Source organism: Hungatella sp. SL.1.14, from assembly GCF_024460495.1.
Lineage (GTDB): Bacteria > Bacillota > Clostridia > Lachnospirales > Lachnospiraceae > Hungatella > Hungatella hathewayi.
This window is the reverse complement of record NZ_JANFYJ010000002.1, coordinates 155,559-178,853: the sequence shown is the minus strand read 5'-3', so window position 1 is coordinate 178,853 and position 23,295 is coordinate 155,559. Positions and strand designations below refer to the sequence as shown.

Annotated in this window: 23 protein-coding genes and 2 tRNA genes; 4 read left to right on the top strand and 21 right to left on the bottom strand. The window is 46.8% G+C overall.

The genetic code is table 11. The annotated features are described in order from the left end of the window. Positions 1-4 precede the first annotated feature (4 nt). The 10 genes from NE473_RS03090 to NE473_RS03045 all read right to left on the bottom strand — a co-directional run bounded on the left by NE473_RS03090 (position 5) and on the right by NE473_RS03045 (position 7,728). On the bottom strand, positions 5-469 hold the full coding sequence (locus tag NE473_RS03090; protein ID WP_006775679.1) for a hypothetical protein: 465 nt from the start codon (positions 467-469) through the stop codon (positions 5-7). A gap of 4 nt (positions 470-473) precedes the next feature. Next, complete coding sequence (locus tag NE473_RS03085; protein WP_256265160.1) at positions 474-953, bottom strand: DUF4860 domain-containing protein; 480 nt, start codon at positions 951-953, stop codon at positions 474-476. A 15-nt stretch (positions 954-968) separates the two neighbouring features. Next, positions 969-1,292, bottom strand: a complete 324-nt coding sequence (locus tag NE473_RS03080; RefSeq protein WP_006775677.1) for a hypothetical protein — start codon at positions 1,290-1,292, stop codon at positions 969-971. Between the two features lie 11 nt (positions 1,293-1,303). After that, positions 1,304-2,356, bottom strand: coding sequence for a type II secretion system F family protein (locus tag NE473_RS03075; protein ID WP_022032999.1), 1,053 nt, complete (start codon positions 2,354-2,356; stop codon positions 1,304-1,306). Between the two features lie 27 nt (positions 2,357-2,383). Next, positions 2,384-3,481 carry a transglutaminase-like domain-containing protein gene (locus tag NE473_RS03070; protein ID WP_256265159.1) on the bottom strand — a complete coding sequence of 366 codons (1,098 nt, stop codon included), beginning with the start codon at positions 3,479-3,481 and terminating at the stop codon, positions 2,384-2,386. A gap of 80 nt (positions 3,482-3,561) precedes the next feature. After that, complete coding sequence (rlmB, locus tag NE473_RS03065) at positions 3,562-4,314, bottom strand: 23S rRNA (guanosine(2251)-2'-O)-methyltransferase RlmB (RefSeq protein WP_006775674.1); 753 nt, start codon at positions 4,312-4,314, stop codon at positions 3,562-3,564. Next, entirely contained in the window at positions 4,311-4,763 is a 453-nt protein-coding gene (locus NE473_RS03060; RefSeq protein WP_006775673.1) for a Mini-ribonuclease 3, read from the bottom strand. Before NE473_RS03060 ends, rlmB begins: the two co-directional genes overlap by 4 nt. Further along, positions 4,748-6,151 (bottom strand): cysteine--tRNA ligase, encoded by a 1,404-nt coding sequence (gene cysS, locus NE473_RS03055; RefSeq protein ID WP_022033002.1) that lies wholly within the window; start codon positions 6,149-6,151, stop codon positions 4,748-4,750. The genes NE473_RS03060 and cysS overlap by 16 nt, the downstream gene beginning before the upstream one ends. 17 nt (positions 6,152-6,168) lie before the next feature. After that, positions 6,169-6,714 (bottom strand): 2-C-methyl-D-erythritol 2,4-cyclodiphosphate synthase, encoded by a 546-nt coding sequence (ispF, locus tag NE473_RS03050; protein ID WP_006777692.1) that lies wholly within the window; start codon positions 6,712-6,714, stop codon positions 6,169-6,171. 87 nt (positions 6,715-6,801) lie between these two features. Continuing rightward, positions 6,802-7,728 (bottom strand): diacylglycerol/lipid kinase family protein, encoded by a 927-nt coding sequence (locus NE473_RS03045; RefSeq protein WP_022033003.1) that lies wholly within the window; start codon positions 7,726-7,728, stop codon positions 6,802-6,804. A 167-nt stretch (positions 7,729-7,895) separates the two neighbouring features. Here NE473_RS03045 and NE473_RS03040 point away from each other — a divergent pair. Together NE473_RS03040 and NE473_RS03035 are read left to right on the top strand one after the other, a co-directional pair. Next, positions 7,896-7,968 (top strand) — tRNA-Val (locus NE473_RS03040). Positions 7,969-8,005: 37 nt separating this feature from the next. After that, positions 8,006-8,079: transfer RNA gene (locus NE473_RS03035), tRNA-Met, on the top strand. A 158-nt stretch (positions 8,080-8,237) separates the two neighbouring features. On the opposite strand, the gene NE473_RS03030 is transcribed toward NE473_RS03035, so the two are convergent. The 5 genes from NE473_RS03030 to NE473_RS03010 form a co-directional block, all read right to left on the bottom strand. Further along, positions 8,238-10,595, bottom strand: a complete 2,358-nt coding sequence (locus NE473_RS03030; RefSeq protein ID WP_055650280.1) for an FtsX-like permease family protein — start codon at positions 10,593-10,595, stop codon at positions 8,238-8,240. After that, a complete protein-coding gene (locus tag NE473_RS03025; RefSeq protein WP_055650281.1) occupies positions 10,585-11,352 on the bottom strand; it encodes an ABC transporter ATP-binding protein in 768 nt (255 codons plus the stop codon). The genes NE473_RS03030 and NE473_RS03025 overlap by 11 nt, the downstream gene beginning before the upstream one ends. Positions 11,353-12,363: 1,011 nt before the next feature. Further along, positions 12,364-12,609 (bottom strand): hypothetical protein, encoded by a 246-nt coding sequence (locus NE473_RS03020; protein WP_055650282.1) that lies wholly within the window; start codon positions 12,607-12,609, stop codon positions 12,364-12,366. Between the two features lie 21 nt (positions 12,610-12,630). Beyond that, positions 12,631-12,795, bottom strand: a complete 165-nt coding sequence (locus NE473_RS03015; RefSeq protein WP_006774340.1) for a hypothetical protein — start codon at positions 12,793-12,795, stop codon at positions 12,631-12,633. 959 nt (positions 12,796-13,754) lie between these two features. Then, complete coding sequence (locus NE473_RS03010) at positions 13,755-14,078, bottom strand: hypothetical protein (RefSeq protein ID WP_022033009.1); 324 nt, start codon at positions 14,076-14,078, stop codon at positions 13,755-13,757. Positions 14,079-14,285: 207 nt separating this feature from the next. On the opposite strand from NE473_RS03010, the gene NE473_RS03005 reads away from it, so the two are divergent. Continuing rightward, positions 14,286-14,747, top strand: coding sequence for a helix-turn-helix domain-containing protein (locus tag NE473_RS03005; protein ID WP_055650283.1), 462 nt, complete (start codon positions 14,286-14,288; stop codon positions 14,745-14,747). A gap of 169 nt (positions 14,748-14,916) precedes the next feature. On the opposite strand, the gene NE473_RS03000 is transcribed toward NE473_RS03005, so the two are convergent. The 4 genes from NE473_RS03000 to NE473_RS02985 form a co-directional block, all read right to left on the bottom strand. Continuing rightward, positions 14,917-15,687, bottom strand: a complete 771-nt coding sequence (locus tag NE473_RS03000) for a DUF975 family protein (protein WP_055650284.1) — start codon at positions 15,685-15,687, stop codon at positions 14,917-14,919. Between the two features lie 152 nt (positions 15,688-15,839). Further along, positions 15,840-16,430, bottom strand: coding sequence for an SOS response-associated peptidase (locus tag NE473_RS02995; protein ID WP_055650285.1), 591 nt, complete (start codon positions 16,428-16,430; stop codon positions 15,840-15,842). A 180-nt stretch (positions 16,431-16,610) separates the two neighbouring features. Continuing rightward, entirely contained in the window at positions 16,611-18,854 is a 2,244-nt protein-coding gene (locus tag NE473_RS02990; RefSeq protein WP_256265158.1) for a hypothetical protein, read from the bottom strand. After that, on the bottom strand, positions 18,841-21,228 hold the full coding sequence (locus NE473_RS02985) for an efflux RND transporter permease subunit (RefSeq protein ID WP_055650287.1): 2,388 nt from the start codon (positions 21,226-21,228) through the stop codon (positions 18,841-18,843). The genes NE473_RS02990 and NE473_RS02985 overlap by 14 nt, the downstream gene beginning before the upstream one ends. 191 nt (positions 21,229-21,419) lie before the next feature. Between NE473_RS02985 and NE473_RS02980 the strand changes: the two genes are divergently transcribed. Then, entirely contained in the window at positions 21,420-22,001 is a 582-nt protein-coding gene (locus NE473_RS02980; RefSeq protein WP_022033013.1) for a TetR/AcrR family transcriptional regulator, read from the top strand. Positions 22,002-22,057: 56 nt separating this feature from the next. Here NE473_RS02980 and NE473_RS02975 read toward each other — a convergent pair whose 3' ends face one another. Both NE473_RS02975 and prfH read right to left on the bottom strand, forming a co-directional pair. Further along, the gene (locus NE473_RS02975) at positions 22,058-22,555 is read right to left on the bottom strand and encodes a nucleotidyltransferase domain-containing protein (RefSeq protein WP_256265157.1); all 498 of its coding nucleotides are present in this window, start codon (positions 22,553-22,555) and stop codon (positions 22,058-22,060) included. 110 nt (positions 22,556-22,665) lie between these two features. Further along, positions 22,666-23,286, bottom strand: coding sequence for a peptide chain release factor H (prfH, locus tag NE473_RS02970; RefSeq protein ID WP_055650288.1), 621 nt, complete (start codon positions 23,284-23,286; stop codon positions 22,666-22,668). Positions 23,287-23,295: the final 9 nt, after the last annotated feature.

Genomic DNA, 23,295 nt, shown 5'->3' with positions numbered 1-23,295 from the left:
GTTCTCACTCGTGGCGGCTTACAGAGAGCGTGTAGACGCTGTTTTCCTCACGGCTGACGGTTATCTCCGCCGAGCCCTCCGCTTCATCCGCCGAAAGCACTGCTGTATAGACTTTCTCACTCGTTCTTTCATCTCCGCTGCCAGCCGGAGTGTTTTTTGCACTGCTTCCGTTTTTATCAAATTCCATTACATATCTGTTCCGGGCGCCTTCTTCATCTGTTGCGGAGTTACGGTCTGCTGCAGGGCCGTCGGCGTCAAAGCGCTGTTTAAGCCCCTCCGTCCCCTCCGACTTCCATACCTCTGCGACGCTCTGGGCAATCAGTACCGACTGGTTTAAATCCGCGGCATCCCGGCTCATCCGGTCCGCCTTCACAAAGACCAGAATACAGATGCTGGCACAGAGAATGAAAAAGAAGACCACCATGATCATCTCCATCATGAAGATACCCGAATGCTGTTTCCTCCTCATCGTCTCATCCTCCGCTTCTTAAAGACAGCCAGATCCGGCCGCCTCCATCCCCACTGGTCGAGGCTGAAAACAGCCCTCCATCCATGGACATTACCACTTCGTCACACTCCAGAATTTCATAGCCGTCATTTACACCGAGACCGCTCTCCGTATCGGTGAACAGTTCCCAAAGATTTCCATCCCTGTAGTAGATATAAGTGACGTATTCAGAACCGTTGATCTCCTGCTTTAGCTGGAGAACAGTGATCCCCTCCATCTCAGTCAGGCCCACCATTCCATCCGCATCGCCCTGCCTCACCTTGTTGGCTATATAGCTCAGCGCCACATCGCCGCGGTAGGTCGATTCCGTCCTGGCATTGATATTCTCGTAGACCTTTCCTCCGATTAACACCGCAAACAGCGCACAGAGCACAAATACGAGGAACAGAAGCATGGTAAACAATGTATTTACCAGCTGTCCCTTATGATCATTTCTGCGGCCCATCCGCGCACCTCCCAGCTATTGTTCGTGAAGATTGACCGTAATATCCGGCATAAAATTGGATGCAAATCCACTGTAAAAGACATCATACTTATCCCGGTCAATCAAAATCCCGTAATTTTCCTCCAGATAATCCACACTGGGCGGATATCTGCCTTCAATGGCATAGCACTGCACGGAAGCTCTCCGTATGGCATCCCGCAGCGTATCCGCGCCTCTCGCATCGGCCTTCTTTGAAAAAAACAGAATTCCCGTGACAAAAAGCGCCAGCACACACACAAATACCACGACGGACAGGACGTAGCCATACAGTTCCTTCACTGTCTGTTTCCATCTTTTCATAGGCTCACCTCTTATCCAATGGCCGAAAGCACACCGACAAGGGGCAGCATGACAGAGAGGAGAATCAGACCCACAGCGACGGCAAGAACAGCAACCATCGTCGGTTCAAGCCGGTTCACCATGTTGTCCAGTGCCGTATCCGCTTCCTCTTCACAGCTTCTGGAAATCTCCTCCATCACCTGATCAAGCCGGCCGCTTCTGACTCCCACCTTGATCATCTGAACATGAAATCCGCCAAACAGACCGGTATTCTTCATAGCGCTGTAATAATCGGTTCCTGTCTCCAGTTCCTCGCCGCATGCCTTAATCTTTTCTTCCACTGCCGGATTCTCCACCAGTTCTGCCGCCAGTTCCATGCCTTTTTCCAGTTCCAGACCGCTGTGAAGCGTCAGAGCCAGTACAGAAGTAAATCTGCGGTTTGCCACTGCCAGCGCAATCCGGCTCTTTCTCTTAAAACGATCCGCCACGTGCTCGACTGCCCCGATCTTTTTTCCGCCTCTTCCCAACAGCCAGATGATGCCGGCCACAACAGCCAGAAGAACGCCCGCCGCAAGAGCCACGCCGCTGAACATACCGCCCAGTCTCGTCGCCGCCATGGATACCGGACTTAAGCGGGCTCCCAGCTGTTCATAAACGCTTTCAAAGATGGGCATTACCTTTGTAAACAGAACGAACAAAACAACCAGAAGCATAAAAATCATGATAATCGGATACGTCACCGCGTTTTTGATGCTCTTCATCAGTATGTATTCTTTTTCATAGTATTCGGAAAGGGACGCCATCATCTGATCCAGGGTCCCTGTCTCCTCCCCCAGCTTCGCCATCTTGATTACATAGGATGGATAACTTCCCACTTCCTGCAAAACAACCGAAAACGGACTCCCCAGCTCCACTTCTTCAGACATGTGCAGCAGAATCTTTTTCTCTTCTTCATCTGCCGCATCCTCCGCCATAACAGACAATCCCTCGTCAAGAGGGATTGCCGCGCGAAGCAGAAGAGATATCTGAAGACAGAAAGCCGAAAGCTCCCGGGCGGAATAATGTTTTTTCAATTCCTTTGCCATGTATCGCTTCTCCTTTATTATGAAATTTTAATACGAGTATTTTGCCTTATAATTCGAGCTGTTCTTGATATACTCCTCAATCGCCGGATCTCCCTTGCCGGAAGAGGCGAATGTCGGATCCATCAGTTTCCAGTCATGGCCGTCAAAGTAGATGATATTGTCCACCCAGCCCTGGCCCTCGATATAAACATTAATCCATGCGTGATACAGACTGCCGGTATATCCCACCACCAGTTTCGTGGGTATATTCTGGGAGCGAAGCATCGCCGTCATTACCGCGGCGTAATCGAAACAGATTCCTTTCTTCTGAGCCAGGACAGAATCGCAGTTCGGGAGATATCCGGACTGAACGGAATTGGCTTTTGCCGTATCATATGTAATATTGGATACCACGTAATTATAAACAGACGAAACCACATCCAGCGCATCCGCAGCAGAGGCAGCCACCTCCGCGCCTTTCTGTACCACACTGCTGTCCGCAGTAAAATTCACATACTGATTCGGATATAAAAACGGTGCAAACTGATCCGACAGACTTACCGACAGATCCTGACTGAACTTCACCGCATACTGGTTGCCCTGTACCTGCTCCAATACCCGCACCGTATAACTTCCGTTGCCTTCGGACATCGGGAACACCTCATAAGAGGATCTGGCGTTTAAATCATACGTGTATGTCTCTCCGCCGCTCTTGATTACCTGAACCTTGATCTTGGAGGAACCGCCCGTATACTGCACCATCACATACCCCTGAGACAGATTGGACGCATCCAGTGTCACCGAGTTATTACTGTAGGTCGTCGTACCGGAAGCCTGCGGCGTTCTTACATTGCTCCCCTCCGGCTTTGAATACAGCGGAACCGCTTCCGCCTCAACAGTTACAAGCGCCTGGCTCTCCTGTTCGCCGGCAGTCTCTGATTCACCGGCCGCCTCCGGTTCCCTGGCCGTCTCCGCTTCTCCGGTCAGCTCCGGCTCTTCTGTCAGCGATTCTTCTGTCAAAGCTGCTGTACTCTCCGCAGCGATCCCCCGGGAGTCCGCCACAGATGCCTTCTGGCTCTGGCAGCCGTTCACCGACACCATCAGCGCCGCACAGGCGGTCAGAACCACAATTCTATTCTTCTTCATCTTTCCTCATCTCCATCTCACATCAGACCGGACCTGTCTCCCCGGTACCAGAGCCTCAGGCATCGCTGTCTCTGCGGGTACTAGCCCAGACGCTGTCTGACGATCTCATACGCAAGCACACCTGCGGCTACGGAAGCGTTCAGCGAATCAATATCCCCCTTCATGGGGATCGATGCAACCATGTCGCACTTTTCCCTGACGAGTCTTCCAACGCCGTCTCCTTCGCTGCCGATCACCAGACCGATCGGTCCCTTTAAATTTAACCGGTACATCAGTTCGCCATTCATGTCCGCACAGACGAACCACAATCCCTTTTCTTTTAATTCTTCGATCGTGGCAGCCAGGTTTGTCACCTTCGCCACAGGGGTATAATTAAGGGCTCCCGCCGAGGTCTTTGCCACTACCGCCGTAAGACCGGACGCACGCCGTTTCGGAATGATCACGCCGTGGGCTCCCGCCAAGTTGGCTGTACGGATAATCGCACCCAGATTATGGGGATCCTCAATCCCGTCCAACAGGAAAATAAACGGTGGTTCTCCCTTCTCCTCGGCCGCCTTTAAAATGTCCTCTACTTCAGCATATTCATAAGCTGCCGCATGTGCGATCACACCCTGGTGACGCCCTTCCTGCGACATCTGGTTCAATCGTTCTCTCGATACGAAATTCACGATGGTATCCTGTTTTTTTGCTTCTCTGATAATAGACTGGACAGGCCCGTCCTTTATCCCCTCCTGCACATACAGCTTATCGATGGTCTTTCCCGCACGGAACGCCTCCAGCACGGCGTTTCTTCCTTCTATTATAAATTCTTCCGTTGTAAATTCTTCCGTCATTCCAGTTCTCCTATTTTCTCAAATCCATGGCTGATCAGCGTAACCAGACGCTCCAGGCGTCCCATCAGATAGAGGTAGCCGCAGAGCGCCTCAAATCCGGTCGCCGTTCTGTAATCCACGACGGTCGCATGCTTCGCCGTCGTCACTGACTTGGCATTACGCCCCCGCTTATAGACCGCGGTTTCCTCCTCGGTAAGTTCTTCCATCATAAGCCGGATCATCTCCGCCTGGGTACCTGCATTGACCAGCGAGGCACTCTTCTTATGCATCTTGTTCACCTGGATGCTTCCATGGCTGATCACCATGGTACGGACGATCAGTTCGTAGACAGCGTCTCCGATATAGGCAAGCGCCAGCGGAGAATACGTCCCGGGATCCATCTCCTTTAATCTGAGTGCTTCTCTGCATAATGTCTGGAATCCGGAAACATCTCTTATGCCCTCTTCCATTTTACACCTTCCCTGGTGTCTTCCAGAACAATTCCCTTCTCGAGAAGCTTTCCGCGAATCTCATCGGCCAGCGCGAAATTCTTATCCTTTCTCGCCTGCTGCCTCGCTGCAATCATCTCCTCGATCTCAGAATCCAGCATCTCTTCCTTTTTCTCCGTAACGATACCCAGCACGTCGCACAGCTTTTCGATGGTCTCCTTTAAATAAACGACATACGCTTTCGAACTGTCTGCCCCTGCTGTGGAATTGCTCAGTTTAACCAGCTCGAAAACGGCAGAAATGCCATCGGCAGTGTTGAAATCATCATCCATGGCCGCCTCATACTTCGCAACCAGTTCATCCACGGCTTCCCTGCTCTCGCCCTCTGTAAACGAATCGCCCACAGCCCTGCTTTCCAGATCTTTAAGCTTATCAACCGCCGTCAGAATTCTCTCTAATCCGTTCTTGGAAGACTCCATCAGCTCCGCGCTGAAATTCAGCGGACTTCTGTAATGCGCGCTAAGCATGAAGAAACGGAGCACAGACAAATCATACTTCTCACTGATCTCCCTGACAGTGAAGAAATTCCCCAGGGATTTAGACATCTTCCGGTTATCGATATTTAAGAATGCATTATGCATCCAGTATTTTGCAAATTCTTTGCCGTTGGCAGATTCACTCTGGGCAATCTCGTTCTCGTGATGCGGGAACACAAGGTCTTCTCCACCTGCATGAATATCGATCTGGTCTCCCAGATACTTTTTCGACATTACGGAGCACTCGATATGCCAGCCCGGACGCCCCTCGCACCATGGGGACTCCCAGTACGGTTCTCCCTCTTTTTTCGGCTTCCAGAGAACAAAATCCGTCGGGTCCTCTTTCCCTTCCTCTCCCGTCACCTTAATCTCCCTGAATCCTGACTGCAGATCCTCAATGTTCTTATGGGACAGTTTCCCGTAACCGTCAAATGACTTCGTGCGGAAATAAACGGTTCCATCAGCCGCCACATAGGCATGGCCATTCTCAATCAGAGTTCCGATCATATCCAGCATCCCGCAGATTTCCTCGGTAGCGAGCGGATTCTTTGTAGCCGGCTTTACATTGAGCCCTTCCATGTCCTTCTTGCATTCTTCAATATAACGCTTGGAAATAGTATCGGCATCCACACCCTCTTCTATGGCCTTCTTGATAATCTTGTCGTCCACATCGGTAAAATTGGAAACAAAATTCACTTCATAGCCCTTGTATTCAAAATACCGTCTGACCGTATCAAACACGATCATCGGCCTCGCATTTCCTATATGAATGAAATTATATACCGTCGGTCCGCAGACATACATCCTGACCTTTCCCGGCTCCAACGGCACAAACTCTTCTTTCTGCCTTGTCAAGGTATTAAATATTTTCATAATTTCCTCCTGATTCGTTATTTTCCGCAGCAGCCACCGCCGCATCCCTGACAGCCGCCGTCCATGATTTTATCATCATAACAGTAATCCCCCACTGCCGTCAATAAGGTAATTGCCTGTGCTGAAATTCCTTCCCCGCTGCCCGTAAAGCCCAGACCTTCCTCTGTGGTTGCCTTTACGCTGACACGGTCTGCCGGTATTCCAAGGGCAGCTGCGATGTTCTGTACCATCTGCGGTCTGTAATCCTTAAGCTTGGGTCTCTGAGCAATAATTGTCGCATCGATGTTCTCGATCACGTACCCCTTCTCTTCCAGAAGCGCTCCAACGCGCTTTAAGAGTTCCACACTGGATATTCCTCTGTAAGCCGGATCCGTATCCGGAAAATGTTCCCCGATATCCCCCAGCGCCGCTGCGCCCAGCAGGGCATCCATCACCGCATGAACTAACACGTCCGCGTCAGAGTGGCCTAACAGCCCTTTTTCATAAGGAACCTTTACTCCTCCGAGAATCAAATCCCTTCCGTCCGTCAATTTGTGCACATCGTAGCCCTGTCCGATTCTCATATGATATCTTAAATCCTTTCTGAAATCTATTCTAAAATCTGTATCGTTATCTGAATTACTATTGGCATAGCTGGTGGTATAGCTGGTTTATACAATCATGCGGACTGCCTTTTTGATACACCTCAGCTGTATGTCATTCTGACAGAAACAGCTCTCTCCATCCACATGGACCGCCATCGGCTTATCCACGTGAACCACAGCTTCCCCGCATGTATAAAACCGGGTTCCCTTATTATGGGACTGTCTTCCAAACATGGAATTTAAAAGCACCGGTATCAGTTTTCTCTTTTTTCTGTTGTTCATCACACAAATAGATAGTTTTCCATCGTCATAGCTGGCGTCCGGCGCGAATTTAAAACCGCCCCCTTCATATGGATGGATATGAGCGGAAATAAAATAGGCATGATTAAACTCCACCTTCTGAACCCCATCCAGCAGCAGATAACCCTTGGCGGGCTTCGCGAGAAGGAGCTGTTTGACCCCGATCAGAAGATAGGTCAGCTTTCCTATATGAAGCTTATTTAAAATTCCCTTCGTTCTGGAATAGAGAATATTATGGCAAACCGCCGCATCCATGCCGATTCCTGCACTGACGATGAATCTTCTGCAGGAAATCTCATCTCCTCCATAAGTAAGCACTCCGTAATCCATCTGTTTATGATACTTCGGATACAGAATCTTCTTCAGACAGCGTCCCGGCTTTCTTGGCAGCTTTAAGCTTCTTGCTAAATCATTGCCTGAACCGGCGGGAATATAACCCAGGGTAACGGGACTGCAGAAAGAAAGGCCATCCAGAATCTCGTTTACAGTGCCGTCTCCGCCGACTGCAACGATCACGTGCGGTTCCCTGCACCCTTCTGTCAGCTTTCTGGCAAAAACCTTCGCATCACCCGGCTTCTCAGTTATATACGCCTGATACTGGGCATTCTCACGCTCCAGAATCTTTTCCAGTTTCTTCCATACGTTCTTCCCCCGCCCGCATTTCGCATTCGGGTTTATGATAAAATAGTACATGGAATCCCTCCACCATTTGCTAATCTTAAGTATATCATAAATCGTATAAAATGAATAATAAAATTTTTTTAAAAATATTTCCAAAAAAGTGTTGACAATTAACACAATTCATATTATACTAGCAAAGCAGTCGGGAACACAGAGATAAAAAGTTCCGAGACAAGCATGGGATCTTAGCTCAGCTGGGAGAGCATCTGCCTTACAAGCAGAGGGTCACAGGTTCGAGCCCTGTAGGTCCCACGGATAAATAAAAATTATTTATCACACAATTTTATATGGCGGAATAGCTCAGTTGGCTAGAGCACACGGTTCATACCCGTGGTGTCGAGAGTTCAAATCTCCCTTCCGCTACTGAAAAACCCTTGAAGAATCAAGGGTTTTTTGTTATCTGTTTGAGTACCTTTAAGTACTTCAAATCGCTGCCCATAAGCAAGGAAATTAGTGAGTAACAACACCTCAACGGCAGATCATCCTATGAGATGACCGCCGTTGAGGTGCTGCGATCCGGCTTATTTTCTGTTCGTTTTCTCTGAAATCACCTCGAGAACTATCCGCCGGCTGCCAAGATAGGTTCCCACAAAATAGGTTCCGTACAAAACCAGCACAATTCCGCCTGAAAGATATACATAGTTTAATTGTTCCGCCAAGGAAAGATTTGTTATGGTATTCATGGTATAGGTAATCATGACCCAGGCATGCATCAGCGCCAGAAGGAACGGAAGGGCAAAATACGTGACAACCTGTACCCGCATGGCTTTGAGCATCATGCTTCTTTTTGTTCCCAGCTTTTGCAGCAGGAGAAAACGCTGTTGATTATCTGCAGTCTGAGAAAGCTGCTGCAACGCCAAAACCGCTCCTGCAGTTATTATAAAACAGATTCCAAGATACAGCCCAACATAAGACAGAAGGATATTTGCCATAGTAACCTCTACAAAGGTATCCTGTCTGGTAGTCCAGATCAGATTGGTATTCAAGGCGCGGACAGCCTCCACGAATTTTGTGTACCCTGTATTTTCATCTTTGAAATTGCCGTTCAGCATGGTGCGGTTTGCCGCAAGGCCGGACAACACCTTCTCAGGTACAATCACAGTACCGTTGTTCATCAACACATTTTCAATTCCCATGGTTCGCACATAGACGCCATCTTCCTTTAAATTCAGATCATATCCGTTGATGCGCAGCGGCTTTTTATGATTATTAGCATAATACTGGTAGATGCCGCCATATTCACTCATATTATATGTGATGGCAAACTCATTCTCCCCAAGAGAAATCCCTTCTTTCTTCTGAAGTTCCATCATCCGGTTGTATTCCTCTACACCCACAATGCCAATGGTAAAATTACCAAAGCCTTTCTCGCTCTCTTTCCGGGGATAGCCTTCCACTAAAAATGCCTGTTCCTTTAAGTCATCAGAAAAATAAATGGTCAGCTCTCCATATTCTTTAAAGATATCAGACAACGGAAATCCCAGCCGCTGGAGATTTTCTGTCAAAGAGCCCTCCCACAAGGCACTGTTTTCAACCATTTCATTGCTGCCTGACACATCAGCAGTTCCCCATTGCTGGTCAAGATTCTCATTCTGATCCCAGCCGTCGCTCTGATCCCAGCCGTCATTCTGGTCCCAGCCGTCATTCTGGTCCCAGCCGTCATTCTGATCCCAGCCGTCATTCTGGTCCCAGCCGTCATTATAGTTTTCAGGGTTATATTGATCCCAAGAATCATTATTATTTGCTGTATCATTCTGATCCGAAGAATCCAAATTTACCCAGGGATCATTTTCTTTTCCATAATCTTGATAGCTCCCTGGATAATTTCTTACCAACTCCGCATCATAGGGCATGGCTTGATCCGTACCTTTCACACTAGATTTCCCCAGGATCGGTCCCACCGCCATGGATGCCGCGGATAAAAAAAGCAGAATACAGATGACTGCTATGGACAACCCGGAGCTCTTAATTCTACTGCTGAGCTGCCGCAAGACAAACATGTTCAGGCCCCTGTAATAATAGCTTTTTATATTTCCAAAAACACTCAGCAAAATAGCCGAAACAGAAAAAAAGAACAGTATCGTTCCTACAGAAATCAAAAGAATCCCAAAAACCAGTGCGTTCATCATATTTTGAAGAGGATCATAAAACAAAAAGTAATATCCTGCCAGTGTGAGGAAAACGGACAGAAAAAACGATAATATTGATACAAATCCATTGGTTTTTATAGCTTCATTCTGTTTTTCTGCCTTCAGCAGTTCAATCAGCTTTAATTTCCGTATCTCTTTCTTGTTAAAAAGATGTACAACGGCAAAAAGCACAAAGAAAAACAAAATGCTGCCAGCAATAGCCTCCTGGGAAATGAAAAGCTTTGCCTGTTTCATGGGGATATTAAGCATCTGCGCACTAAAGATCATAAGCCCCTGGGACACAAGAATTCCAATGGGTATACCTACCGCCACAGCAAATATGCCAATCAGCAGAGTTTCCAACATCAAAAGGTCGGAAATATTCCGCTCGCTCATGCCGAGTGTCATATAAATACCGATTTCTTTCTTGCGGCGTTTTAACAAAAAACGGTTGGCATAGACAATCAGGAATCCAATAATCAAACAGACAAAAACCGATATCACCGCCATGGACGAAACAGTAAAGGATATATAGCTTAGGGTATCTGGTATCTTCAGCACTGAGAACTGCTTGCCTATGGAATTAAAAGAGTAAAACAACGCAACACCCAAAGCAATCGTAAAGAAATAGATCAGATAATCCCGTGCACTTTTGCGCACATTTTTAAACGCCATATCAAAAAAAACAGGACTCAGCTTACTTTTCCCATATGTTCTGTTATCCTGATGCACTTTTTTCTTAAAGGACATGATCGCTGTCACCTCCCAAATCAGATACCACCTTCATGATTTTTTGGAAAAAGGCTTTTCTGTCACTATTTCCACGATGCAGCTGGTGGAATATCAGTCCGTCCTGGATAAACAGGATACGGCTGCAGTGGCTGGCTGTAAATGCATCGTGGGTCACCATTACAATAGTCGCCCCTTTTTGCTCATTCAGGTATTCAAAATTATCCAGCAGCATGGATGCTGATTTAGAATCCAGAGCTCCGGTTGGCTCATCCGCCAAGATTAGCGACGGCTCTGTAACAATAGCCCTTGCACAGGCTACACGCTGTTTTTGCCCACCCGAAATCTCATACGGATATTTTTTCAGGATCTGGGTAATTCCCAGCTCCTGGGCAACATCTTTCACCTTTTTTTCGATTTGTCCTGGTCTTACTCCAAGAATAGAAAGGGCCAATGCAATGTTGTCCTTACAATTTAAAGTGTCCAATAAATTAAAATCCTGGAAAATAAATCCTAATTGCTCTCTCCGGAAAGCAGAAAGCTGGTTCTTAGTCATCTTGGTGATATCTTTTCCAGCAATGTAAATATTGCCTGAGGTTACCTCATCAATGGTCGCAATGCAGTTCAACAAGGTGCTTTTTCCACTGCCGGAGGCACCCATGATACCCACATACTCTCCGCGGCAAACCTCAAAGCCAATTCCGTTCAATGCATTTGTGGTATGCCCCTTAGTGATATATTGTTTTATAAGCCCTTCTGCAACCAATATTTTTTCCATGATGTTCTCCTTTTCTCTATCTCCTCGTGTATTCAAGGTATTATTCTTTACCATTGCAGACACCGGCACATGGACCGGCTGCCGTGTCAGAACGATGCGACAAACATGTAACACCCCTGCTATATAAAAATTTCTTAGACTTCCTTTTTATCTTAGCTGTGTTGAGAATACAAGCTTTCCCAAATATAGTCAATGCTCTTTGGAAAGCCTTAAAAAAAATTTAGCGAATATTAAGGAAATAATCCCTTACCTTTTCTTGCATACGACTTTCCTTCTGTAATGAAATAAACCTGAATACTCTTTTATACTGAATTCTATACCAGATACGGAACCTTGCGGCACGGCTAAAAACGATTCTGGAGACTTCACTTCTGAAGATAACCATATATCAAAAGTGAAAACTGTGGAAAATAATGACAAGTTGGCCCTTAATGCCGGTTCTACTGGATAAATTTAGATTATAGCGCAAAAAAACTGTTTTAGCAGGAAGGCGCATGGCTGAAGGAGTTCAGCCTCCACTTTCAGACAGGGAAACTGAGAGGCTTCCGAATTCACCAAGATCACTAAAATGCTGCACTCCTGCCGTTTTTCCATTTCTATTATAACGGAGCTTTAGCAAAGCCACGGTGCAGTATTTTATGATGTTTTGCATGATACTATTCTTATATAATGCCGTCTCTATTGAGCAGTTCCACTGTCCTTACTCTGTTTAAACCGAAAATGCAGTCCAGGGGTGAGACGGTCGCTTTTTCAAAAACTCTTTCAAATAGTCAAGCTGAGGATGGGCCTGTAAAAATGGTTCTACATCGAAGGCTATCACACAGGAACTTCCTCAGCGTGCTGAAAGCTTAAGTTCACGCGCCTGTTTGGAGCAGGCTATGATTCCGTCCACCACGTTCTTCAAGAAAGAGACTGCATCCTCCAGTTACGTTCTCTCGATTACCATCTAACAGTCGGCAAATCCGTTCTGGAACATGGCAGAGCAGGTGCCGGCGGTCATATGGACTGCCTTCAGCTTGTCCATCTCAAAAGTTTCCGTTGGTAGATTCTGGTCCGGATTACCATTCTCGAAAAAGGCCGTTCGATAAAGGCCGTGACCGGAACACTGTTTCCGATATGCAGCTGAACCTTAGCCGCATTAACCGCGGCCGGCAGACGGTATATCTCCATCAGTTCCTTGGAAGTGACCTTATCACAGTCAATATGTTCCACGTGTGCCGCAATTCCGTCCATCAGTGCCTTAGAGCATATGGTCATCGCCCGAATCTGTTGTGAAAATCAGGATATGGTGACGTTCCCTGAACCCCGAGGTTCCCACTCCCAATCTAAAAATTTGACAATATCCCGCATATATTTATCAATAGTAGCTTTACTTTTCTCCTCCAACACCAGATACTGCTTAAACTCTTCCACTAACTGCATTTCATTCCCCAACTCTCTCATTTAAAATTCTCCCTTCAGCCGTTTGTTTTAAAACTTTATTTATTGTAAACAAAAAAAGACCTCCACGCCACAATAGATTCTTTCCTTGTATCAGCAACGAAACTTCATCAGGGAAAAACACAAAGCATGGAGACCTATTCTTTTTTTATGAAACATAATGGTAATGCCTATAATGCCATTTTTGCAGTCTTATCAATAAATATTTCACAAACCGAGATAATGTGAATGAAAAACGCCTCCAGCTTACAGCTTCTGCACAATACTGAGCCACTTTTCCATTCCTGTATCCCGATTAAAATATGATATAAATTACTGTTCTATCGATATCATCTATGAACAACTGCCAGCTATACTGTTATGTTACCCTATCTGACATCATCCAAAAACCCTCAGCCATTAATCACGCCTTTACAAATTTCAAACCAACCATACAGTACTCTCCTGCCATATCCATTTCAAATCCCATAGTTTTTCTCATGGTTTTCCCACGCTCCAGGAAAACGAATTCGAGATGCTTATGATAACGGCCTGCTGATCTGAATTGCTCCTTCGGCTCTTAACGCTTCTATAATAGAAGATACCTTGTCATGCGGTATATACAGTTCATTTGATATTTGAAAAGTTGTCGGCGTATACCCGTATTTTTTTGAAAATTCTTCTGTATATGACAGCACTCTGTCTCTGTTGTTATTCACAGCAAAATACCTCGTATATCCATAATATAGGAAAAGTATTCACCAAAAATATTTCTTTTATTCAGATATGGACATGGATATTCTTTTGAACACACAGCCAAGACGAATCATCATAAGCGATAAGTTGAAGGATTCATAAAGACAAAGTTAGAAAGTACAGGCTAAAAAACTCAAAACCGAAATCCCGGCTATATTTTAGTTTTAATGGATAAGGATACACCAATAAAAGAACTGCCCCAAAAACAGGAAACAGTTCTTTTCACGTTACTTCGCTGTTACAATATTCTTAAGCTTTTCTTCCCCCTCCCTCAAATCTCCGTCTAATTTTCTGCCAACGATAAATCCGATTTTTAAATAGATTTCTTCAAGAACAGATGCAAATCTTATAACCGCATCAAACAGTTCATCATCATCTTTGTTTACACCCGGGTAAAGATGTGTTAGTTCCAATATGAACTCTCTGTAGCTGTTCTCAATAGCGCTTTCGCTTACCTCAATCGTTCCGTTTACCGGCCCTGGCTCATCCAGTAAGCAGGCAATCATACTATCCAGGCTTGCTCTCTCTAAAATCCCTCTGACACTTGACATATTTCATTTCCTCCTCTTGCATATTCTGGTATGCTGTCATTTCATTTTTAGCCGTCATTATAACATTATAATGACGACTCCGCCAAATGGATGAGAAACTTCAAATATTACTAACAAAATATCAAAATTCTCTCTGCCCTTTTTCATTCGACATTTATTTACATTTTTTTCCATTTCTGCTATAATTCTTGTTGGAGGGTTGTACAAATGGTAAACAATAAGATATTAATGTATATGAAGCTAAAGGATATTAATAAAACACAACTGTCTGCTTTAACAGGTATCCCGGCTACCACTCTGAACCGTATCATCAATGGAACCGTCATGAATGTAAAAACCGCTTACATGGAGAACATAGCAAAAGCACTGGGAACAACGATCTACAATCTCTTTGATTTACCAGAACTTAACCAACCTCTCATTACTGCATTGAGACCCGAAGAAGCCGGAACAGTAGTTGAAAAGTTATTATCCGAAGAAGAATCCCTGTTACTCTACTGGTTTCAAAACTCATCTCAGGATTCACGTGCCTCTATTCTAATGAAGGCCAGGAATGAATATTACGTAACCCAGAGAGAAATCAACGAAAAACTATCGATAGGGAAAGCTTTTGTATCTGATCCGGCAGACTATAATCAAATTGAATTTAATTTTAAGCATCCGAACTAAACCGGATGCTTTTTATTATCTCCCTTTCACAAACCAGCACAGGCGGATGACTTTTATTATCAGATGAAAATCCGTCTGACAGGACAAAAGAGACGGGTAAGGTATTTTCTACCTCCCCGCCTCTTTCGAAACAGATTGAATCCGTTATAACTGATAACCCATTATTCCATTATATTTCCCGGTAGTACGCGTCAGCATATACATTCTGATCCATGGCTTCTGTTGGCCGCGGCCCCATCACCTGATCACGCAAAACCCAGTAAAGCTCCACAAAGGTCATTTCATAGTACGGATTAACAAAGATGCCGCCGATACAGCAAAGCATCATTCCCAGCAAATACCAGCCGATAAAGGACAGTTCCAATACAAAGGTATTAAACTTGTTGCCGTCCATCATCTCTTTGCTGAGGCGGAATGCTTCGTGCCTGTCCATCTCCGGATTATCCGCCAGCAGATAGGGAATCATATAATACTCATAGTGCTTATAAATGCCGGGGATAACAAGCAGCAACGACCACAGCCCTTCAAAGAGCCCCTTTAAAAACATGGTCTTTACAACGTTTAAATAGTTTCCTCCGCCAAACGCGAAGAAAATACGGCCGATTCCGGCTGACTGCTGCATAACTGCGCTGTCCATAAAATAGCGCAGTTTACCTACTGCTACAACATTGCTTACAAAAACACCGACTGCAACGGCAATGATGAAGACTACCAGAAAAATCCCTAAAATCAACAAAAAAACCGCGGCATGGCGTCCATCCCGGATACTGCCGATAGAATATGAATTCTCGCTCGCCCTGCTGCCTGTGCTGATACTCACGCCTCCGCCGGAGCTTCCTGCCCCCAGTATTCCGGCGATGAAGCACACCAGAACGCCATACCAGTAATACGGCCTGAGGTCATTCTTTGCCCTGTCCTTTAACTCTGCTCTTGTCCACATACTCCATTCCTCCCGTCTCGGATCACTGTCATATTTCAGATATTACTATCCTATCATATTTTCAACAGATTATCTATTTCTGTTTCTTTACAATTCTCTGAAAAATCATTTGCTAACTGATCGGAGAAGGAACTACTGAAGGGGAGTAATTACTATAAAAATTTCAGTTCCTGCTGGCTGTATTCCTGTTTCGTCTCCAGCAGCACCGGCGTCTGCTTCAGCATTCCGCAGAACTTCGTATCATCCATCACCCAGTCTTTGATCTGATCATGCTCAATGATAAGAGGCATCCGGTCATGGGTGCTGACCATCGACTGATTTGCTTCCGTCGTCAAAACCGTGAAGCGTTTTTCATCTCCAAATACATTGTAAAAACCAGCCAGAAAGATTACCGGTGCGTCTTCCCTGTAAAATGTCACCCTCTCCTTTTTCCGGTTCCACTCATAAAACCAGGTACAGGGAATGATGATTCTTCGATGCAGGACACTCTCACGAAACATCTTCTTTTCCAGCACCGTCTCAGACCTGGCATTAAAGATTACCCCCTTTCCCTGAAATCCCGGGAAGCCCCAGTGCTGCCATTCCAGTTTCATTTCGTGGTTTCCGGCAGCCAGGACCGGCGCCTCATCCGTGGGATGGATATCCCTGCCCAGCCGTTCCAGACGAAGCTTGTCATTGACTGTTTCCACTAATTTTTCGATCTCCCGCGCCGTCTCATCGTCTACATAATATCGTCCGCACATATCATTCTCCTGTTCTTTTCCACTGTTTTACCGGTAGTATGCCATGTTTTCCTGTAAAATACAATATCCTGTCATCAGATTCCTGTGTGACAGGAGCGCTTTCCTCTTACCTTAAAACGCAAAAAAGGCCCCTGCAGCAATCCGGAACCTTTTTCACAATTTTCTATGCTTTACAACTCTTTATTTTTGAAACAGCGATGTAATCATCTTCCAGATCCGGGTAAAGATACTGGCGATCCGGTGGAATACATTTCCCTCCGGGTGGTAACTTTCATCCACCTCGGCAGCGTTACTTTTATCTTTTTCCCTGATCTCACCGGTCCTCAGAATAATCTGTACCGTACGCGGAGACGGGTTCTTATCCGATGTCAGCGATACGGGCTTCGCGTCCATATCAATATTTAAGATGGTCGTATCCTTTGTGGTATACTCATCCCATTTATCGTCGATCACCGTTTTGATAGTGTCTTTGGCATTTTTAAGCACATCCGTCTGATCCAGTCCGTTTCCCAATCCATCCAGCGTTCCTGCAAGGCCGTTTAATGTCTTCTGGGTACTGGAGTTTAAGGAATCGCCGACTGTTTTCAGCTGATTTTCAAAGGAAGTACAGAACACGGTCAGAGATTTTAAACTTCCGGCTGCGGCATCTGTCATACTTCCCAGATCACGCAGAGTCTCCAGCGTACCCTCGTGATAATAATTGACCGTCTTAGTCAGACTGTCTGCATCGGAAATAATATCGTCCAGTGTGTTGCACATACTGGCTGCCAGATGGGCCATGTCCGCGGTATTCTGCAGCATACCCACCGCGTTCCCTTTCTGGGAGGCCGCGGCCTTAAGAAGAACTTCCGTCTGTCCGATCATGGTCTGTATATCTGTAATCAGTCCGGTGTTCCCGGCGGTACCATGGAAGCCTTCAACGATCGCCCGGGCTGCGGCGGCGATATTTCCAGTGTCTGGCTGGGACGTTGTAGCAGTCTCATACAGAGCCTGAGAAGCGTATCTCATGAGTGCGTCTATTTCATCCGCAGCCATCCCCAGCTCATTGCGCAGATAGGAAGCCACCTCATCCTCATCTCCCAGATCCACACCCGCACTCTCCATCTCATCGATAAAATCTTCCAGACTGTCTTCACTGAAATATTCCGCTTTTTTTCCACCCAGTCCTCCGACCTGTGCAAGCAGCCCCGCAAGAGCCGGCGTCAGCGCACTCACGCCGCCATCCAGTTTGGCCTGCGACTGCTTAAAGATCTCCAGATCCGTTTTCGTCTTTTCCATCAGCTGTAAAAACGCCTGGGCTCCTAAATCCACCTGGGGACTGTTTAGCATGGAGCTGATCCCCTGTAAATCATCCCGAAGATCCCGCATGGTCGCCTTCATGTCCTCCAGATCCGGCGACAGATCATCGAGATGCCCAGTCAGTTCATTGACATGGGAATTCATGGTATCGAGATACTTTTCCGCCTCCCTCATATGTCCGGAGAACGGTTTAAACTGCCGGGACAGCTCATTTAAACCTGCCAGCGCTTCGTCTGCATCGGCGTACACCTTTCCCTTGGAATCTGCGAACAGCTGACGGCTGTGATCGAGTCCCCTGAGACCGTCAGCTGAATCTTCCACACTTTTCTGCATGCTGTCAAACGTATCAAACAGTGTGTCCAGACTGTCACTGATGGCATCCGCGGAATCCTCCAGGGTCGTCTTCGCCTCACGCAAATCTCCCACCTTGTCAAGCTGGGACGCAGTCAGCGGCACCATGGTAAAAACAACTCCACTGAAAGAGAAATCATCTGTACCGATCCGAATCGAATAATGCTGCTCTTCCCCCGGCAGTGCGAAAAATATAACCGCATTTAAATTGCCCATTGCCTGAACCTGAGCCCCTTCCGCTTCGAGGCTTAAATTCTTATCCATGTCTACAACGGTTCCGGCCATCAGAACCATGTTATTGCGGTAATAATCCGACACACCTTTATTCGGCGTAAGATCTACATTCACTTCCACCAGTCCGGCTGCGCCGCAGAGTTCTTCCGCCTTCTTTTCCAGTCCGTTTAAGCGGTAACTCACTAAAATATTCCAGGGAAGCTCTTCCTTTGTGGTCTCCGTACCACCTTCAAAATAGAAACGGTCCTCCGGATTTTCCAAATTAAATGTAAGCTTTCCGTCCTGCTCCGTCACAGGCTCGGAGTGATCCGTCATATTGGTAATCCGGTTGTACGTTCCATAATCAACAATCCGGCTGCTTCCGTTCATCGTGTAGCTTTTTACGACACTGCTCTCCTTAATCTCCCCGTAGGGATCCATCGTGATATAGAGCGTTTCATCACAGACCGGAGTGTCTGCCGCCGCTCCCGCCTCCATGGACGGACCGCACGCAAGCACGGCTGCTAAAACAAACGCTGAAATCCGTTTACTCTTTCTCATGGCTGTCATCTCCCTTTTCCTTCTGCTCCGGCTCTTCTGCCTCCGCCTGCGCGGAACCTTCTTTCTGCCCGCATTTTCCATCTGCAAATGTCGGGCTCACATCTGTCGTAAGACCTGCCTCTTCCGGTAACTCCTTCTCTTCCGATAACTCCTTCTCTTCCGATAACTCCTTCTCTTCCGTCACACGCTTCGCTCCCGGCAGACTTTTCCCTGCTGTCAGGTTTTTTGCTGCCGCCAGACGGTTCCGCCTTCTCTCTTTCCGTGCATCCGCCCGCTCCTGCTGCCGTTTGATCTGCTTATCAAATGCGGATAAGAGCGCCGGAAGCAGAGACAGTACCAGTGTCACGCTCAGGAAAGCCCCGCGTCCCACCAGACGCCCCACCTGGGAAATCGCCTGTATGGACGAAGTAAAATACAGCAGATATCCTACCACCATCAGAATACCGCCCGATGTCATGATTGAAAGCGTACTCTTATTGACAGCGGCAACGGCAGCCTCGCGGCGTCCCTTTTCCTTTCGAAACGCCAGGTAGTTGTTTGTCATCAGAATCGAGTAATCGATGGTAGCCCCCAGCTGCAGACAGCTGACGATGATATAGCCGATATAGATCATGGTGTCCCCCATCACATAGGGCAGCGTCATGTTTAAATAGATGGCAACTTCAATCGGCACAATCACCAGAATCGGCACCAGGACCGAGCGGAATGTCAGAAATACGACAAGTGCCACACCAGCCAGAGACAGCAGAGATACATGATTGTAATCCTCTGTCAGAATATCCCTGATGTCAATGGTTGTGGGCGTCATCCCGATCACGTAGGAATTGTCAGGATAATACTTATGTACAATCTCCTCCAGTCTGGCACTGCACTCAAACGCATAGTCGCTCTCCTGTAAGGTATTCATGGAAATCAGCATTCTGGCATAAACATCGCCCCGCAGCTGGCTCGTCAAATCATCAGGAAGGAAGCTTTCCGGTATTCCGTCAGGCATGGTTCCTGACATGGAAATCACATAATTGACAAAATCCAGGTTCTCCAGTTCCTTTGACAGTTCCTTTTCCGTCACGCCGGAACCGTTCGGCACGATGCAGATCGTCATGTTGGACTTTTTAAACAGACGGTCAATCTCCTGCGTGTCTTCGTAAACCCGCGTTCCCGGTCCCGCACCGATCGCATCGTCGCCGTACAGGAAGTGATTCATACCCTGCCCGAAATAACAGGGCACTGCTAAGAGCGCCGCCAAAAGGAACACCGGAATCCTGATCCGGTACATGGCCCGTGCAAATCCATCAAAAGAAGCGATAAGCGGCTTATGCGCCGTTTTCACAATCTTATCGTCAAACCGGAGAATCAGTGTGGGCATCAGCAGAAGCACCGTTAAAAGGCTGCATATGATTCCCTTTGCGAGTACAAATCCTACGTCCTTTCCTATGGTAAACCGCATAAACGCGATAACGATAAATCCCACAATGGTGGTCGCCCCGCTGGCGAGAATCGAACTGCAGGATTCCCTGATCGCCTCCACCATCGCCTCATGGATTTCCATGCCCCTGTTTTTCAATGCCGTAAAGGTATGAAGCAGGAAAATAGAATAGTCCATCGATACCGCCAGCTGCAAAATAGCCGCTGTGGAGAAAGTAAAGAAGGATATCGTTCCAAAAATAATATTCGACCCCATATTCAGTACAATCGCCACGATCATCACGAAAATAAAGAGAAACGGCTCCATCCACGACGTGGTGGTCAGCGTCAGGATCAGCCATATAATCACGATTGACATGGCAATCGCCATGGCGATCTCTCTTGTGATCGAAGCCTCCCGTTCCTTGCTGGATATGGCGCTTCCGGAAAAGCAGCCCCGGTCCTTACCGACGATCCGGTAAATTTCCTCGATGGCCGCATTGGTACGCGGCTCCCCGTCTTTATCTTCAAAGACAATGTCCATCAGGGCGTTCCCGTCTTTATAGTAATCGTCGATTGCAAGCAAATCGACGCCGATGAATTCCGTCATGCTTTCACTCAGAAACGGTGTTCCCATGTAGACATCGGTCGAGACGTCAGAACCGAGAACCAGATCTACCCCGTCAACCGCAGATATCTCTTCCCGGATGCGTTTCGCCTCCTGCAGAGATACGTCTTTTACCATAACACGCGCCATGCCGGGATAACCAAACTCCGCTTCCATCACATCCAGCGCCTGCTTTGTCGGTGCAAAATCCGGCAGGTATTTGCTCAGATCGTAATTCACCCCCACAAACGGGAAACAAACGGCGCAGAGAATTGTGGTTACCAGGAAAATCTTCTCAATGATCTTCCCGTGATACACAATAAAACGAATCACCTGATTGAAAATATCGCTGTTTCTTTTCATTATTGCCCACCTTTTGATTATTGTACAATCATTGACTTTTGAACACATGTGTATTATAATTCAATTGTTGATATATTTCAATAAGCAACGATTCGCTGCTTTGTGTGATAAGCACCACTTATTCGCTTTTGTGTTTAATATCAATCGAAACTGATAAATTTGTTTTTAAACAGGATTGTGAGGAGAAAAATATGGAATCACAGAAAGAGGACCGGAGAATTCGCAGGACCCAGAAAATGTTAAAAGACAGCCTGATTGAGCTGATGACCGAGAGAGATTTTAAAAATATTTCCGTCAAGGACATCACGGAGCGGGCAGATCTAAACAGGGGAACCTTCTACAATCATTACACCGATACTTACGATCTGCTGCAGAAGATGGAATCCGACGTACTGGCCGATTTTCAGGACATGATCGACAATTTCCTGTGCAGTTCTAAGAATGGTTCGCTGATGCCCATCCTGCTGCCAGTCATACAATATATTGAAGAAAATGTTAAAATTGCCAGAATTTTGTTTGAAAACAGCGCATCCAGTGATTTTGTCTACCGTTTCCATCAGCTCATTTCTGACAATGGAACCGCGATTTTTAAGAAACAGTATCCGGGAATCGACGACGTATCGCTTTCCTATTTCATTGAGTTCATCACATTCGGTTTAACCGGAGTCCTGCGCTGCTGGATCAACAACGGCATGAAAGAGTCCAAAGAAAAGATCGCGGAAATCGCAGATAAATCCGCCATGCAGGTGGCACAGAACCTTTGGGGGCACTAGAGTCATAATAAAACAGCAGAGAGCGACGATCAAAATCGTTGTTCCCTGCTGTTTTATTATCCTTTGTACTCATGCATAAATCCGCTCTGTGAGACGCTGCTCATCAGTTTCTCAATATTTTTCATATCATGCTTATCTACCTCTCGCGGCTCATAGCCGGTATGAAAAATCTTCTGCCCTTTCACTGAGATACATGGTATCTTTCTACCATCTAAAACAGCACTGCCAAAATAATCGGCCTCAAATTCATACCAGCCGCCTTCTAAGCCAGCCTGTCTTGCTGTTCCGTCCTCCTTTAAAATAAATGGGTGAATATCGATATAGCTCAATTGGGGATGGTACAGCTCTATACGGACAGGGCTCCAGTCTGTTACTACTTCGTATCCCTTTTCTTCCAGCTTATGCCGTAATTCTTCCGTATACCCGGCATCGAAATCAATGTCCACATCCCTGTGTTCTCTCGTCTGCCTGCCAACAAGCGCATCCACGCCCCAGCCGCCATCCAGCCAGTAACGGATTCCAAACTGCTCTAACATATCAAGTACTTTAAACAAATCAGCCTGCGTTACCGTTTCCTTTTTTCCATTCCACTACCTCGCTTTTCATTTTTATCCTGTCGGTCCGTTTCATCGGCTCATGCACCAGGCACCATTCGCACCTTACCTTATGCTCCATTGCTCTTATCCCCACCGTTCCCCCTCTTAAGGTGAAACGCTCTTCCCTCGTAGACCCGAACAGGATTCCCCCGTTCCAACCTGGTGTGTTCCATCCAGGCCAGGTTCTTTTCCCTTCGCCCGCTTTCCAGGTTCATCTCCGCCAGAATTTCGCACAGGCGGTTTAAGGCAGCCTGCTTATTCATATGCTGGCTCCGCGCCTCTGTGGATACCACCGCAGTCCCCGTCGGTATATGAATGGCGCGGACTCCGGTTTCCACCTTATTCACGTTCTGGCCGCCTTTCCCGCCGCTTTTAAAGGTCTCAAAGCGAACCAGCTTTTCCTCGGTCACCCGCGGCACCGTCTCCAAAATACTGACATCCACATACCAGTTTTTTCGTTTATGTTCTGGCCGGTAAGGGCTTTTGCAAATCCACAGCACACTGCCTTCCAGGCTGGTAAAATCATGTTCCGTCTCAAACATGATGGAGGAAAATCCCTCCCGCTTTTTTCCCTGTGTGAAAGAAAGCAGCCGGATATCCGGCGCTTCCCTTTTCAGTTCCTCATAGAGCAGACCAACCGCCAGCTCGCATTCCGCCGGGCCCTGCCCGGAACTTATCTGTATTCTCATGCGCGCCTC